The sequence below is a fragment of the Aquisphaera insulae genome (assembly GCF_011064615.1).
GTDB classification, from domain to species: Bacteria; Planctomycetota; Planctomycetia; order Isosphaerales; family Isosphaeraceae; genus Aquisphaera; species Aquisphaera insulae.
The window spans coordinates 16,677-30,963 of the sequence record NZ_JAALJH010000097.1 but is presented as its reverse complement, the minus strand read 5'-3'; the positions used below and the strand labels follow the sequence as shown (position 1 = coordinate 30,963).

The following is a 14,287-nucleotide window of genomic DNA, read 5'->3' as shown; positions in this document are numbered from 1 at the left end:
GTGCGTCAAGCGGAGCGAGGACGCACCGGACCGGTGTGTCATGTGGAGCGGCCGTTGATCGGGAGGAGACTCCCTCGCGAGACACCTTGCCGCGGCACTGGTCGGTTGCCGAGGCGGTCGCGGTGCGTCCGCGCTCCGCTTGACGCACCCTACAAAAGAGAACATGTCCAGAGATGGGTGCTTTTCGCAGCATCATTCGCATTCGTAGCTGGCGTCGTCGATGGCGGGGAAGTTCAGCCGTCCATGCTCGCCTCGGCCCCAGTCCGGGTCGTAGTGCCCATCCTTCACCCAGCGATGGAATGACGAAAAGGGCCACTCGACGGGACTTGAGGCGTAGCCGTGCTTCACCGGGTTGTAGTGGAGGTAGTTCACGTGATTCTCGAGGTCGGCTTCATCGAAGATCGTGTGCTCGAAGAACCGTCGCTGCCAGACCCCACGCTCGCCTCGCTTGACCTGGGACGTCGAACGGGGTCCCTCCGTCCCGCCGCCGGCAAGATAGGAAGTCGTGAACTCCTCCTTGACGCGTCTCCATCGCGTGGAGAAATCCGAGTCCCCGGGCGGCAGGTTCCAAACCGCATGCAGGTGGTTGGGGAGCAGGACGATCGCGAAGATATCGAAGGGCCGTCGCTCGCGCACCGTGCGGATTGCCTGGCGGAGGCATTCTCGGGCAAGATCGTCGGTGAGGAATTGCCTGCGCTCGTGGGTCACGAGCGTGAAGAAGACCATTGCCCCCGGCACCGAGAATCGCCTGTAATTCGGCATGCGTGTGAGGTTACCAGGCGCTCCTGACCTCGTGAAGAGGCTGGGCAAAATGCGGTGTGCATGCCTCTTGCAGGGTGTGTCAAGCGCAGCGCGGACGCACCGGAACGGCATGTCATGTGGGAGGGCTGTGGATGAGCTACAAGATCCAGACTTGGTGAGCCGGCTCGCTATGCCTGATCTGACTTGCCGGAGCGGTCACGGTGCGTCCGCGCTGCGCTTGTCACACTCTACAAAAAAATGATCACGTCCAGTTATTTCATCGGGTGCTTCCGGAAGAACTCCCAGATCAGGTCGTTGGCCGAGATGTCCCGGGTGGTGAGGCCCAGGAGCTTGTTGCGGACGTCGGAGCCGGGCCAGGTGTGGCCGCCGTTCTCGATCAGGTAGAGGACGATCTCGGAGTCGTCCTTGCCGGGGCCGAAGGTCCGGCGGCGGACGCGGGTGCCGTCCTCGGTGTCGGCGTCGGGGAGGGTGGCCTCGGCGGCGATCGGCGGGCAGCCGTCGGCGCGGAGCCAGGCGTCCATCGTCGCCTCCAGCGAGAGGAACCTCGTGGGGCCGATCAGCTTCGGGTCGGCGCCCTTGGTCGGCACGATGCTGTCGCGCGTGCCGTGGAAATGGATCACCGGGACCGGACGCCTGGGGTGGCACTCGTCGATCGCCATCGTCCCGGCGACCGTGGCGATCGCCGCGATCCGATGCGAGAGCTCCGCGGCCAGCCGATAGCACATCATCGCGCCGTTGGACATCCCCGCCGCGTACACCCGCTTCGGGTCCACGTTGGCGCGCGTGGCCAGGTCATCCAGCAGGGCTGACGTGTAGCCGACGTCGTCCGAACGCTGGCCGCGGACCCCGCCCGAATCCCAGTAGCGGAGCAACGATGTCGTCCCCGTGCCGTTGGGATACACCAGCAGGAACCCCGCCTCGTCCGCCTTCCGGCCCATGCCGCAATAGCCCGCCATGATCGCGGCGTTCATCATCGCCGAGTGGTAGACCAGGACCACGGGCGTCGGCCGGCTCGCGTCGTAACCCGGCGGGACGTGGACGATGTATGACCGCCGGCTCCCGCCGACCGTGAGCTCCTGGAGGTGGTCGCCGGCCTTCAGCGGCGCGGCCGAGGCGAGGGACAGGCCGAGGCAAACGAGCGCGGAGGCAGCGATCATCGCAGATCCCGATCTGGGAGGTCACATCTGTTCCGGAACCCGACGGCGGGAGGGGACGATTTGGGCTTGTCCACGAATTATTCGCTCGATCCTCCGGAAAGTCGAGACGTTTCGATCGTCATCGCGGCCGCTACTTGACTGTATCGCCATTCGGTTATAATGGGGTGCTCGACGTGGTATGTGCTCCCCCCTCGCCCATGGGGCCCGCCCGGGCGCCTGCGGCATTCTCGATGAAGACGGATGACTCGGTTGCGATGTCGAATCTCCTCGCCGCGCGGTTGCAGATGGCGGTCTCGCTGGGCTTTCACATCCTCTTCGCGGTGGCCGGGATTGCGCTCCCGCTGCTGATGGTCGTGGCCGAGGCGCTCTGGCTGCGGACGAGGGAGCCGGTCTACCGGCTGCTGGCGCAGAGGTGGGCGCGTGGGGCGGCGATCCTGTTCGCGGTCGGCGCGGTCTCGGGCACGGTGCTGTCGTTCGAGCTGGGGCTGCTCTGGCCGCACTTCATGAAGTTCGCCGGGCCGATCATCGGGGTCGGGTTCGGGCTCGAGGGCTTCGCGTTCTTCACCGAGGCCATCTTCCTCGGCATCTACCTCTACGGATGGGACCGCGTGCCGGGCCCGGCCCACTGGCTGGCCGGGGCGATCGTGGCGTTCAGCGGGGCCCTTTCGGGGGTCCTCGTGGTGTCGGTGAACGCCTGGATGAACACGCCGGCCGGCTTCGCGGTGGGGCCGGGCGGGGCGTCCGGGCCGCCGCAGGATGTCGACCCGCTGGCGGCGCTGGTCACGCCGGCGATGATCTCCGAGACGCTCCACATGACGCTCGCCGCCTACGCGGCCACGGGGCTGCTCGTCGCGGGGATCCACGCCGCTCTGCTCCGGCGGGACCGGTCGAACCGCTTCCACCGCAAGGCGATGGCGATCGCCCTGGCGGTGGGGGGCGTGGCCGCGGTGCTCCAGCCGATCTCGGGCCACTACGCGGCGCAGGTCGTGGCGGTGACGCAGAAGGTGAAGCTGGCGGCGATGGAGGGGCAGTACCGGACCGAGGCGTGGGCCCCGCTCCGGATCGGGGGAATCCCGGACTCGGGCGCGGAGGAGACCCGATACGCGCTCGAGATCCCCGGCGGCCTGAGCTTCCTGGCCTACAACGACCCGAGGGCGCAGGTCGCCGGCCTGGACGCGGTGCTCCCCGGGGACCGGCCGCCGGTGCCCGTGGTGCACGTCGCCTTCCAGGTCATGGTCGCCTGCGGGATGGCCATGGCCGCGCTCGCCGCCTGGGCGGGGGCCGTGGCCTGGCGGACCGGGCGAGTGCCCGACGGCCGATGGTTCCTCCCGGCCGCGATCGCGGCCGCCCCGCTGGGGATGATCGCGATCGAGGCCGGCTGGACCGTCACCGAGGTGGGCCGCCAGCCCTGGATCATCCGCGAGGTGATGCGGACGGCGGACGCGGTGACGCCCGTGCCGGGGCTCTGGGCGTCGCTGATCGGCTACTCTTCGCTCTACGTCGCGCTCGGGGTCATCGTCGCGGCCCTGCTGGGGATGCAGTTCCGCACCAGCCCGCTGACGAAGGAGCTCGCCGCGATCGACGGGGCCGCGACCGCGAACCGGAAGGAGGCCCGCTCATGAGCTGGCTCGCCACGCTCCAGTCGACGAGCCCCGCCGGGGGGGTCGCGATCGTGATGCTGCTTGCCCTGGCGATCTACGCGCTGCTCGGCGGCGCGGACTACGGCGCCGGGGTCTGGGATCTGCTGGCCCGCGGACCCCGCGAGGCGGCCCAGCGCGAGCTGATCGCACACGCGATCGGCCCGGTCTGGGAGGCGAACCACGTCTGGCTGATCGTGGTGATCGTCCTCCTGTTCACGGCCTTCCCGCCGGCCTTCTCCGCGATCATGACGACGCTCCACGTCCCGCTCTCGCTGATGCTGATCGGCGTGGTGCTCCGCGGCTCTGCGTTCACCTTCCGGAGCTACGACGATTCGGAGATGGGCGAGCACCGCTGGAATCGCGCCTTCTCGATCCCGAGCGTGGTCACGCCGATGCTCCTGGGGATGGTCGTCGGCGCGATCGCCACCGGCGAGCCCGGCCGCGCGGCCGCCGCCGCGGAAGCCGGTCAGCCGGTCCCGCTGCTGTCGACCTGGTTGCGGCCGTTCCCGGTCGTCGTCGGCGTCTTCACGCTGAACATCTTCGCGTTCCTGGCGGCGGTCTATCTGACGCTCGAGACCCCCGACCGCGACCTCCGCGAGGACTTCCGCCGCCGGGCCCTGGCCGCGGCGCTGTCGCTCGGGGCCGTCGCCTGGATCGTCTACCTGGTCGCCCGCGCCGAGGCCCCGATCGTCTTCCGGGGACTGGACGCGTCCGCCTGGGGGACGCCGGTCCGGGTGGCGACCGGGGCGTTCGCCGTGGCGACGATCGCCGCCCTCTGGGCCCGCCGCTACCACGTCGCCAGGGTCGCCGCGATGGTCCAGGTCGCGCTCATCCTCTGGGGCTGCGCGCTGGCCGAGTATCCGCTCCTGGTCCCCCCGGACATCTCGATCGAGTCCGCCGCCGCCCCGCCGATCGTCCACAAGCTCCTGCTGATCGCCCTGGGCATCGGCTCGGTCGTGCTGATCCCCTCGATCGTCTACCTGTTCCGGATCTTCAAGGGGCATACCTTCTACCTGAGCCGCGATCGCGCCACCCGCGAGGACGCGGGGCGCGGCGGATGACCGTCCGCCGGCGCCGGGCCGCGGGGGGCCCTCAACTCCGGACCTGGCGCCGATAGGCGCCGGGGCTCTGGCCGGTCAGGCGCTTGAAGACGACGCTCAGGTACTCGACGTGGGCGAAGCCGGAGAGCGCGGCGATCTCGGCGAGCGACAGGTCGGTCTCGGCCAGGAGCTGCCGGATCCGCTTGATCTGCACCAGGCGGATCTCCGCCTGGGGGGAATGCCCCAGGAATTTGCGGAACCGGCGCTCCAGCAGGCTCCGCGAGAGGGGCACACGGCGGAGCACGTCGCCGACGCGGATGCCCTCGCAGGCGCGCCGGCGGATCAGGCGCAGGGCCGCGGCGACGTCGGCGTCCGAGATCGCCAGGATGTCCGTCGATTGCCGCGTCACCACGCCCAGGGGCTCGACCGTCATGACTGCCTCCCGGTCCACCGCCGAGCCGGCCATCAGCCGGTCGAGGAGCGACGCGGCCTCGAAACCGATCCGCTCCGCGCCGGGGACCACGCTCGACAGCGGCGGGTCGCACATCGCGCAGAGGAGCTCCTCGTCGTCCACGCCGATGACGGCGACTTCTTCCGGCACGGACAGCCCCGCCCGGGCGCAGGCATCGAGCACGTGGTGGCCGCGGAGGTCGTTGCACGCGACGATCCCGAGGGGCCGCGGGAGCTTCGCGACCCAGCGTGCGATCCGGTCCTGCTCCCGATCCCAGCCGAGCGCGAGCGGCCCCCGCCAGTAGGACTCGTGCACGGCGCACGTGCAGCCGGCCTCGGCCAGCGCGGCGAGGCAGCCCTCGCGGCGGCCGGCCGACCAGAGCTCGGCCGTGAATCCGCAGAACGCGAAGTGTCGGAAGCCGCGTTCCAGGAGATGCCCGGCGGCGAGGCGCCCGATCGCCGCGTCGTCGGAATGGACCCGCGGCAGGCCGAGGTCGTCGTGCAGGTCGTTCAGGTCCACGACCGGCACCTTCATGGCGCGGAACATCGCCGCGAGCGCGCGGTCGGTCGGCCGGCTGATGATGCCGTCCCAGCGATGCCGCTTCAGCCAGGTCGGCGGGCCCGCCCCGAGCTCTCGCTGGTCCAGGAACATCGACCATGGCCGGTGCGACCGGAGGTACCGGGCGATCCCCCGATGGATCTGCCGCCCGTACACCACGGACGTCTCCACGATCACGGCCACGCGAGGGCGCTCGAGCATCGGATATCGCTCCCGGCGGGCCGCAAGGGATCTCAATTCGAAAACCAAGGATCTCATGGAAGGCGGTGGCATTCCACCGTATCGTGAAATCGAGCCCGCGGCGATTTCAGGCCCGGACACCCCCGACCCGGCCCGCCGCACGGCGTCGTTCCTCACTCTCCACGATGCTGCCATGGACCGAACACTCGCCGGCAAGACGGCCGTGATCACGGGCGCGGGCTCCGGGATCGGCCGCGCAACCGTTCTCAGATTCCTGACGGCCGGCGCCTCGGTCGTGGCCGTCGATCGCCGGCCGGACCTGGCGGAGGCTCTCGCCGCGGACGTCCCGGCCGGGTCTCGCGACCGGCTGGCCGCCGTCGTCGGCGACATCGCCACGGAGGACCCGGCTCGGGAATTCACCCGGGTCGCGCTCGACCGCTTCGGCGGCCTTGACATCCTGATCAACAACGCCGGGATCTCGGTCGTCAAGCCGCTCCACGAGCACACGCCGGAGGAGTGGGATTCGGTGATGAACACCAACGTCAAGGGGATCTACTGGTCGGCTCGGCACGTCGTGCCGGTGATGATCGCCCGGGGCGGCGGCCTGATCCTGAACACCGGGTCGATTTCCGGCGAGGCGGGCATCCCCGGCCAGGGAGCCTATGCCGCCAGCAAGGGGGCCATCCACCAGATGACCCGGCAGATGGCCATCGAGTACGCCCCCCACAAGATCCGCGTCAACGCCGTCGGCTGCGGCACGGTGGACACGCCGCTCGTCCGCTGGTCGGCCGAGAAGTCCGGCGACCCGGACGCCTTCTGGAAGATGCTCCGCGAGGGCCACCCCATCGGCCGCATCGCCTCCCCGGAGGAGGTCGCGGACTTCTATGTCTATCTCGCCGGCGACGCCGCCTCCTTCTTCACCGGCGCGATCCTGATGCTGGACGGCGGCTACACGGCCCGCTGAACGGACCATCGACAGTGATCAACTCGACCAGGACATCGCCATGAAAGCCAGCTTGCCCCTCTCCCTCTCGTGCACCCTGACGGCCTGCCTCGCATTCGGCGCCGTCGCCGCGGCAACCGCGGAGGACGCCACGATCACGGTCCGGGCGGACCGCAAGATCGCGAACGTCTCGAAGCACATGACGGGCGTTTGCATCGAGGACGTGAACCACGAGCTGTACGGCGGCATCTACAGCCAGATGGTCTTCGGCGAGAGCTTCCAGGAGCCGCCCTCCACGTCGATCGAGGGCTTCTCCTCGTACGGCAAGGGCTGGGCGGTCCTCGAGGGCGACGTCCTCCGCGCCCCATCGGGAGACGGACCGAAGCTCGTCGCCGATCGTCCTCCATTCGCGACCGGCGAGGCCCGCGTCCAGGTCCGCTTCGCGCCCGATCGCGGCGGGCTCGCGGGCCTGATCATCAAGGTTGCGGAGGCCGGCAACGGGGCGGACAACTTCGTCGGCTACGAGGTCTCGCTGGAGCCGGCCCGTCAGGTCCTGCTCGTGGGTCGCCACCGCAAGAACTGGGAGCCCATCCGGGACGTCCCATGCCCCGTCGCCGTGGACCGGTGGATCGACCTCGCCGTGACCATGACCGAAGCCGGCTTCAAGGTCCGCGTCGACGGGAAGCCTGTTCTCGACTACGAGGACAAGGAGCATCCCCTGAAGGCCGGGAGCGTCGGTATCCGGTCGTGGCAGCGCGAGACGGATTTTCGCAATCTGACCATCGAGACGAATGGCAAGTCCGAAACTCTGGCCTTCCGGCTGATCGATGCGGCCGGCACCGCCGGAATCAGCGGCATGTGGCGAGGCGTCCGTCGCGGCGGTGCAACCGGCAAGCTCGCGATCGAGACCGATCGGCCGTTCGTCGGCCGCCAGGCGCAGCGGATCACGTTCGAGGCCGGCGCGGGGGCCCTCGGCGTCGAGAACCGCGGGCTCAACCGCCGCGGCATGGCCTTCGTCGCGAACCAGCCGTACGAGGGCATCCTCTGGGCCCGCGCCGACGCGCCGGCCCGATTGACGATCGCGGCCGAGACCGGCGATGGCGGCAAGACCTTCGCCGAGACGATCGTGGCCGTCGACGGCTCCGACTGGAAGCGGTACGACTTCGCCCTCACGCCGACCGCGTCCGAGGAGTCCGGCCGGCTCTCGATCACGCTCCGGGCCCCCGGCTCGGTCGTGCTGGGATATGCCTTCCTCCAGCCCGGCCCGTGGGGACGTTACAAGGATCAGCCGACGCGGAAGGACGTGGCCGAGGGGCTCATCCAGGCCGGCGTCACGGTGATGCGGCTGGGCGGTTCGATGATCAACCCCGACACGTATCGCTGGAAGAACATGATCGGCCCGCGGGACCGCCGCCAGCCGCACAAGGGGATGTGGTATCCGTACTCGTCCAACGGCTGGGGCATCTTCGAGTTCCTGAACTTCTGCGAGGCCGCCGGGATCCTGCCCATCGTCGACCTGAACATCGACGAGTCGCGGCAGGACCTGCTCGATTTCCTCGCCTACACCAATGGCCCGGCCGATAGCGATTGGGGCCGCAGGCGCGTCGAGGACGGGCATCCGCGGCCCTACGGCCTGACGCACATCGAGCTCGGCAACGAGGAGGCCGTGGACGAGGTCTACTGGAAGAAATTCAAGGCCCTGGCCGAGGCGATCTGGGCCGCCGATCCGAAGATGATCCTGATCGTCGGCGACTTCGAGTACAAGAACCCGATCGTCGATCCGTTCCACTTTGACGGGGCACCGAGGATCACGAGCCTCGCCGCCCACCAGAAGATCCTGGACCTGGCGAAGGCACACCACCGCCAGGTCTGGTTCGACGTCCACATCTGGAACGACAGCCCCCGCGAGGCCCGCGGCCGGCTCGATGCCCTGGCCACCTTCGACGCAGCCCTCGCGAAGCTCTCCCCCGGCTCCGATTACCGGATCGCCGTCTTCGAGGAGAACGCCAACAACCACACCGTCCGCCGCGCCGTCGCCCACGGGGAGGTCGTCAACACGTTGATGCGGATGGGCGATCGCGTCCCCGTCGTCTGCGCCGCCAACGCGTTGCAGCCGGACGGCCAGAACGACAACGGCTGGGACCAGGGGTTCGTCTTCCTGAACCAGTCCAAGGTCTGGCTTCAGCCGCAGGCATACGTGACGCAGATGATCTCGCAGAACGACCAGCCGGTGGTCGTCGAGGCGGTGGTGACCGGCGCGGGGGATGACCTGGACGTGACGGCCAGGCGAGATGAAGTGCTCAGGCACCTGGTCCTCCAGGTTACCAACCTGAGCGAGAAGCCTCGATCTGCCACCATCCGCTTCGAGGAAATCTGCCCGTCACTCTGGGAATTCGAGGAATCGCTGGCCGGCCCGCTCGGAGCAACGAACTCCGCGGGCGAGCCGGCGCGGATCGAGCCTCTGAAGAAGGGGATGTACGCGATTCCCAAGTCCAAGTGGAAGTTGAGTTATACGTTTCCGCCCAACTCGTTCACGATCCTTCGGTCGCGGGGACTGCTGATCCGCCCGACGGACTGAGAGTGTCGGCCTGGGGCGGACTATCCGCAGAACGGAGAGGTCAGGATCTCGTCGCGATGCCGTTCGACCTGTTCCGCGAAGTTGGCGAAGCTCTGCGAATGGTCACTGAGCGATTGCAGTTGGTCGGCATTGAGTTGCCGGATCATGGGCAAGGCGATGTCGCGGACGTCGTCGAGCGTGGCCGCGGGTCGGCTGTAGAGCCGCATCTTGAAGGAAGAACGCTGTTCCCGTTCCGCATGCAGCGAACCCGTCCCCGGCTGGAGAATCGCCCGAGTGATAAGGAGCCAGGCTTCGATCGATTCGACGGGCACGACGATGAGGATCGGCCAGGCGGCCCCGGGCTTGTCCGGCAACCAGTTCAGGGCCTGTCGCGTGTTTTCGGCGCTATTGTGAAGCTGGCACCAGCGACATTCGGCATGGAGACCAGACTCGGCGTGGAGCCAGTGGCGTGGCCGCTTCGGGTCTTCCTGGCCGCCAACGGAGCGAAGATCCAGATTGCCATCGTTGTCCATGGCGAGGATGGCAACCTGGGCGCAGCGGGCGTAGAAACGGCGAAGTGCTCGGTCCACGGTCCGCTCGACCCATTGCCACCCGTCCCCGGACCCGTCCGGGACATCGGCCTCGATCTCGTCCTCGTCGTAGCGAAGCAATTTTGCGAGGTAGGCTCGAAGGATCAGATGATCATGGCCCTCGGTCAGGAGGCCGACGCGGATGGGCATCTTACAGGCCCTCGTAAACGCCGGACGCCCAGAGATGGCCGATTGGCTCGTCGGGATCGGGAACGGGATGCTGATGGAGCCGGTCGCGCTGGATCTCAACGAGCGGAGTCACCCGCGAATGCCCCTCGGTCTGCTCGACGAGGAGGACGGAGTCCTGCAATTCGCCGCGGAAGAAGTCGACCATCCAGGGGGAGTGGGTCGAGAAGAGAACCTGCGTCGCCTCGATACCCGGGGACCGGTAGGCCAGGCCGATGAATCGGTCGAAGAGCCAGCGGAGACGTCTGGGATTGAGGCCGGCTTCCGGTTCCTCGATGCAGAGCAGATTGGGTCGTCCAGGGCCATGTACGATGCTGAGGAGGCCCAGAGTCAGGAGAGTGCCATCGCTCAGATCTGGTGCGGCGATGTAACCCCGTTGTCCACGGAAGGCCATCGCGAGCCCTTGCTGTTGCGTCTGGACCTGCGTGACGATGATCGACTCGAGCTCCGGGAGGAGTTCCTTCATGTCTTCCCGGATGCGCTCGTAATAAGGGACGTTCTCCTCCGAGGACTTCGCCCAGGCGAGGAAGTCGGGGAGTCGATCGCCGTAATAGCCGATCCGATTCCAGGGCTGGCCCGTGCCGTTAGACTTCAATGCGGAGACGACGAGATGATAGTAGCCGAAGTTGTTCAGCGCCCTGGCGACCACGAGGGCGAACGCGACGTTCAGCGAATCGGCGTGGATCCGGGGATCCTTTCGATGGACACGATTCAGGAGCGTCGGCTCGTAGGGATCGACCGCGCCGAATGCCCCCATGGTTCGTGGACGCGAATCGCGCTGAAAGGCCCAGGTCGGCAGACGGTCTGGCTCCCGTCGTTCGAGAGACTCCTCCAGGACGTAGAGGCCGTGCGGCGAATCTGCGATCCGGAGTCGGTAAGTCGCCGAGACTCCCGGATAACCGGGTAGGTCATTGAGGTCCACCTCGAAGCCGATCGGATCGGTCTCGTCGGCCCACCGACTTCGAACCCAGCGGAACTCATTGAGGCCGGGCCCGAAGATCTCTGCCAGTGGAAGGTTGACGGTGCTTTGGAGGAACAATAGACCTTTAAAAATGTTGGATTTTCCGGATGCGACTGAACCGATCAGCAAGGTGATAGGCCGCAGGGGAAAGTCGCTGTCGCCGTGGCTCCGGAAATTCTCGAAACGGACGCGCGTAATCATGATGGTGCCACGGGCTGAACGTCATTGCTGTGACCTCGGACAACACGACTCATTCTAGACATTGAGGGTGAATCCATGGTAGTCGCTCGCCTTCTTTCCCTTGCCTGTTCCCTCCTTCTTGGGAGAGCCCTCGCCGATGACACGCCGACCGCGAAGGTCTCCTCGGTCTATCCCGCGCAATTGCCTCCCCCACTGTCCCGGGTCACGATCGACGACCCGTTCTGGTCGCCGCGGCTGGCGCTCTGGCGGAGGGTGACGCTGCCGGACGTGCTCAACAAGCTCGAGAAGGACGGCGCCCTGCGGAACTTCGAGGCCGTCCGCGACGGCACGAAGGTCAAGCACGGCGGGCCCCCGTGGGAGGACGGGCTGCTCTACGAAACGATGCGGGCGGCCTCGGACTTCCTGGCGGTCGCGCCCGACCCGGAGCTCGACGCGCGGCTCGACCGGATCATCGCGCTGGTGGCCGCGGCCCAGGCGAAGAGCGGCGACGGTTACATCAACACCTGGACGCAGCTCGAGGTCCCGGATCGCCGCTGGGGCTTCAACGGCGGGGACGACGTCTGGCAGCACGACCTGTACAACCTCGGCGGCCTGATCGAGGCGGCCGTCCATCACGCGCGGGCCACGGGCAAGACCTCGCTGCTGGACGTGGCCCTGAAGATGATCGACCGGATGAAGGCCGACATCGGTCCGGCTCCCAAGCATCCCCAGATCCCCGGCCATGCGCTCATCGAGATGGCCCTGGTGGAGCTGCACGAGCTGCTCCGCGACGACCCGGCGCTGGCCAGGAAGGCCGGCATGGAGGGCCGCGCGGACGAGCCCCTGAAGCTCGCCGAGATGCTCATCGACGCCCGCGGCCACCACGAGGGCCGCAAGGACTTCGGGGCCTATGACCAGGACCATGAGCCGGCCGTGAAGCAATCAACCGCCGAGGGCCACGCCGTCCGCGCCACGCTCTTCTACGCGGGGCTCACCGGGGCCGCGCTCGCGGGCAACCGGCCGGAGTACCTGGCCGCGGCCGATCGCATCTGGGCGAACATGGACGGCCGCAAGAGCCACGTCACCGGCGGCGTCGGCGCGCACGCGGAGCAGGAGAAGTTCGGCAAGGACGACGAGCTGCCGAACACCGCTTATCTGGAGACCTGCGCCTCGGTCGGCGCCGCGGCCTTCCACCGGGCGATGCTCGAGGCCCATGGCGACGCGAAGTACGCCGATGCCCTGGAGCGGACGCTCTACAACGGCACGCTCGGCGGCGTCGGCTTCGACGGCGATTCGTATTTCTACGTGAACCCGCTCCGCGGCGGCCCGGACGTCCGCCGCTGGGACTGGCACGGCTGCCCGTGCTGCCCGCCGATGTTCCTCAAGCAGTTGGCCATGCTCCCGTCGGAGATCTACGCGACCGACCCGAGGTCGTCGACGCTCTTCGTCAACCAGTTCATCGGCAATCGCGGCAAGCTCGACGTCGGCGGGCCGGTCGAGGTGTCCCTGGCCTCGCGCTACCTGGAGGACGGCACGGTCCGGCTGACGGTCCGCCCCGACACGCCGCGAAAGTTCACGGTCGCCGTCCGGGTGCCCTCGTGGTCCGTCCCGCCGATCGCGGATGCCCTCTACCAGGCGGAGGTGAAGCACGGCGTCGGGCCGCGGTTCACGCTCAACGGCAAGGCGATCGACGCGCCGGTCATCGCTCACGGATACGCCCGGATCGATCGCGAGTGGCAACCCGGCGACGCGCTGGAGGTCGCCTTCCCGATGGGCCCGATTCGGATCCACGCGAATCCCCGCGTGAAGGACCTGGCCGGCCAGGTGGCCCTCGCCCGCGGGCCGATCCTCTATCTCTTCGAGGGGCTCGACAACGGCGGCTCGGTCGGCTCGATCAGGCTCCCGGCGGATGCGACGATCCGCGAGGTCGCGCGTCAAGATCTCCCCGGCGGCCTCCCCGCGCTCGAGGCTCGCCTCGGCGACCACACGTATACGGCCATCCCGTTCTACGCCCGCGCCAACCGGGCGGCGACGGAGTTCACCGTCTGGGTGCCGGAGGCGGGGCCCCGGTGAGTCTTGCGGCCACTCAGAACGTCGGTGCGCCCCGTTGATTACTCGATCCGCTTGTCGGCCAGCGAAGTCGGCTCCCCATCGTCGGCCGAGGTGGTCGACAGGCGAGACGGAGATCATCAGCAGGGAGACGATGTGTGTCGGTCGCAAACCCCGCGTCCTTACCGACGGCGGTCGCGTCCTCGCGTCGTCGTCGGGCTCGCCGCTGGCAGGAAGACCGAGGGCGAGACGCCGAAGTAGCGGGCGAGCCTGGCGACATGCCCGGCCGTCGGCTTTCGGCTGCCGGTCAGCAGGGCGGAGATGGTGGACTGAGCGATGCCGATCTCCGCGGCAAGCCGCTGCTGGCTGAGCCCGCTCGCATGGACGAGCTCCCTCAGCACGTCTTCGGTCGGCACATCCACGGCTGGTTCATGCTCATTCTCGTAGTTTTCGATGAAGTCCGAGAGGGCGTCGAGGTAGGCATTCCCCCCCTCGTCGAGCACTCGCATCAGCAGGTCGTCGAGGATCTCCTGGGCTCTCGCGAGGTGCTCCGCGTCCCGAATCCGGACGAGCGGGAATTTTCGGACCAGCCGGAAATAGGAGTCCGGCAGCGTGCGGACAGTCGTCCCCATGGTCAATTCCTCCCCGCGAGGCCTCCACGATCCGCGTTGGACCTTGGCGGCGGCCGGTGGCAACCGCACTCGTCCTCCCATCGCGATCGAGCGGGATTTCTTGGGTCTTTTCGGTCGTATTGCTCGTGGTCCATGACCTTGAGGACGAACACCCGTCCCTTGTCGACGATCACCCGGGCGATGAGTCGGAAGCGGTTGTTCCCCACGTCGAAGACCGTGCAGTTGCCGACCCGATCCGCCGAGCCGAAGGTCTGCTTCAGGTCCCCCCAGTGCGCCCAGGACGCTCCCCTTACCAGCTTCTCCCAGGCGAGCAGCGAACGCCGGGCGATCTCGGCATCATTGCCCCGAGATTCCCAGAATTGCCTGAGCCGGGATCGCGAGATCACGCGCATGGGCGAAAC

The 14,287-nt window shown here is 68.0% G+C and carries 12 protein-coding genes; 5 read left to right on the top strand and 7 right to left on the bottom strand.

Annotated features, from left to right (window positions below):
* Nucleotides 1-192: 192 nt before the first annotated feature.
* Nucleotides 193-762 carry an REP-associated tyrosine transposase gene (locus G6O54_RS31480; RefSeq protein WP_165232879.1) on the bottom strand — a complete coding sequence of 190 codons (570 nt, stop codon included), beginning with the start codon at nucleotides 760-762 and terminating at the stop codon, nucleotides 193-195.
* A 251-nt stretch (nucleotides 763-1,013) separates the two neighbouring features.
* Nucleotides 1,014-1,919 carry an extracellular catalytic domain type 1 short-chain-length polyhydroxyalkanoate depolymerase gene (locus G6O54_RS31475; protein ID WP_165232875.1) on the bottom strand — a complete coding sequence of 302 codons (906 nt, stop codon included), beginning with the start codon at nucleotides 1,917-1,919 and terminating at the stop codon, nucleotides 1,014-1,016.
* Nucleotides 1,920-2,173: 254 nt separating this feature from the next.
* Between G6O54_RS31475 and G6O54_RS31470 the strand changes: the two genes are divergently transcribed.
* Together G6O54_RS31470 and G6O54_RS31465 are read left to right on the top strand one after the other, a co-directional pair.
* A complete protein-coding gene (locus G6O54_RS31470) occupies nucleotides 2,174-3,541 on the top strand; it encodes a cytochrome ubiquinol oxidase subunit I (RefSeq protein WP_165232872.1) in 1,368 nt (455 codons plus the stop codon).
* Nucleotides 3,538-4,620, top strand: a complete 1,083-nt coding sequence (locus G6O54_RS31465) for a cytochrome d ubiquinol oxidase subunit II (RefSeq protein ID WP_165232868.1) — start codon at nucleotides 3,538-3,540, stop codon at nucleotides 4,618-4,620. Before G6O54_RS31470 ends, G6O54_RS31465 begins: the two co-directional genes overlap by 4 nt.
* 31 nt (nucleotides 4,621-4,651) lie before the next feature.
* On the opposite strand, the gene G6O54_RS31460 is transcribed toward G6O54_RS31465, so the two are convergent.
* Nucleotides 4,652-5,809: a XylR family transcriptional regulator gene (locus G6O54_RS31460; protein ID WP_205679099.1), complete on the bottom strand. Its 1,158-nt coding sequence runs from the start codon at nucleotides 5,807-5,809 to the stop codon at nucleotides 4,652-4,654.
* 172 nt (nucleotides 5,810-5,981) lie between these two features.
* Here G6O54_RS31460 and G6O54_RS31455 point away from each other — a divergent pair, with 172 nt between their 5' ends.
* Together G6O54_RS31455 and G6O54_RS31450 are read left to right on the top strand one after the other, a co-directional pair.
* The gene (locus G6O54_RS31455; RefSeq protein ID WP_165232865.1) at nucleotides 5,982-6,752 is read left to right on the top strand and encodes an SDR family NAD(P)-dependent oxidoreductase; all 771 of its coding nucleotides are present in this window, start codon (nucleotides 5,982-5,984) and stop codon (nucleotides 6,750-6,752) included.
* A 40-nt stretch (nucleotides 6,753-6,792) separates the two neighbouring features.
* Nucleotides 6,793-9,309 carry an alpha-L-arabinofuranosidase family protein gene (locus G6O54_RS31450; protein ID WP_165232862.1) on the top strand — a complete coding sequence of 839 codons (2,517 nt, stop codon included), beginning with the start codon at nucleotides 6,793-6,795 and terminating at the stop codon, nucleotides 9,307-9,309.
* Between the two features lie 20 nt (nucleotides 9,310-9,329).
* On the opposite strand, the gene G6O54_RS31445 is transcribed toward G6O54_RS31450, so the two are convergent.
* Together G6O54_RS31445 and G6O54_RS31440 are read right to left on the bottom strand one after the other, a co-directional pair.
* Nucleotides 9,330-9,878 (bottom strand): hypothetical protein, encoded by a 549-nt coding sequence (locus G6O54_RS31445; RefSeq protein WP_165232859.1) that lies wholly within the window; start codon nucleotides 9,876-9,878, stop codon nucleotides 9,330-9,332.
* A 151-nt stretch (nucleotides 9,879-10,029) separates the two neighbouring features.
* A complete protein-coding gene (locus G6O54_RS31440) occupies nucleotides 10,030-11,226 on the bottom strand; it encodes an AAA family ATPase (RefSeq protein ID WP_165232856.1) in 1,197 nt (398 codons plus the stop codon).
* A gap of 75 nt (nucleotides 11,227-11,301) precedes the next feature.
* Here G6O54_RS31440 and G6O54_RS31435 point away from each other — a divergent pair, with 75 nt between their 5' ends.
* Nucleotides 11,302-13,278, top strand: coding sequence for a glycoside hydrolase family 127 protein (locus G6O54_RS31435; protein ID WP_165232853.1), 1,977 nt, complete (start codon nucleotides 11,302-11,304; stop codon nucleotides 13,276-13,278).
* 158 nt (nucleotides 13,279-13,436) lie between these two features.
* Here G6O54_RS31435 and G6O54_RS31430 read toward each other — a convergent pair whose 3' ends face one another.
* Nucleotides 13,437-13,886 (bottom strand): helix-turn-helix domain-containing protein, encoded by a 450-nt coding sequence (locus G6O54_RS31430; protein ID WP_165232850.1) that lies wholly within the window; start codon nucleotides 13,884-13,886, stop codon nucleotides 13,437-13,439.
* 2 nt (nucleotides 13,887-13,888) lie between these two features.
* Nucleotides 13,889-14,278, bottom strand: coding sequence for a type II toxin-antitoxin system HigB family toxin (locus G6O54_RS31425; RefSeq protein WP_165232847.1), 390 nt, complete (start codon nucleotides 14,276-14,278; stop codon nucleotides 13,889-13,891).
* Between the last annotated feature and the right edge of the window lie 9 nt (nucleotides 14,279-14,287).

Excerpts from the sequence above, each read along its gene's own strand:
- G6O54_RS31475 (WP_165232875.1), bottom strand. The coding sequence starts at position 1,919 with ATGATCGCTGCCTCCGCGCTCGTTTGCCTCGGCCTGTCCCTCGCCTCG.
- G6O54_RS31460 (WP_205679099.1), bottom strand. The coding sequence starts at position 5,809 with ATGCTCGAGCGCCCTCGCGTGGCCGTGATCGTGGAGACGTCCGTGGTG.
- G6O54_RS31480 (WP_165232879.1), bottom strand. The coding sequence starts at position 762 with ATGCCGAATTACAGGCGATTCTCGGTGCCGGGGGCAATGGTCTTCTTC.
- G6O54_RS31465 (WP_165232868.1), top strand. The coding sequence starts at position 3,538 with ATGAGCTGGCTCGCCACGCTCCAGTCGACGAGCCCCGCCGGGGGGGTC.
- G6O54_RS31440 (WP_165232856.1), bottom strand. The coding sequence starts at position 11,226 with ATGATTACGCGCGTCCGTTTCGAGAATTTCCGGAGCCACGGCGACAGC.
- G6O54_RS31435 (WP_165232853.1), top strand. The coding sequence starts at position 11,302 with ATGGTAGTCGCTCGCCTTCTTTCCCTTGCCTGTTCCCTCCTTCTTGGG.
- G6O54_RS31470 (WP_165232872.1), top strand. The coding sequence starts at position 2,174 with ATGTCGAATCTCCTCGCCGCGCGGTTGCAGATGGCGGTCTCGCTGGGC.
- G6O54_RS31430 (WP_165232850.1), bottom strand. The coding sequence starts at position 13,886 with ATGGGGACGACTGTCCGCACGCTGCCGGACTCCTATTTCCGGCTGGTC.
- G6O54_RS31450 (WP_165232862.1), top strand. The coding sequence starts at position 6,793 with ATGAAAGCCAGCTTGCCCCTCTCCCTCTCGTGCACCCTGACGGCCTGC.
- G6O54_RS31455 (WP_165232865.1), top strand. The coding sequence starts at position 5,982 with ATGGACCGAACACTCGCCGGCAAGACGGCCGTGATCACGGGCGCGGGC.
- G6O54_RS31425 (WP_165232847.1), bottom strand. The coding sequence starts at position 14,278 with ATGCGCGTGATCTCGCGATCCCGGCTCAGGCAATTCTGGGAATCTCGG.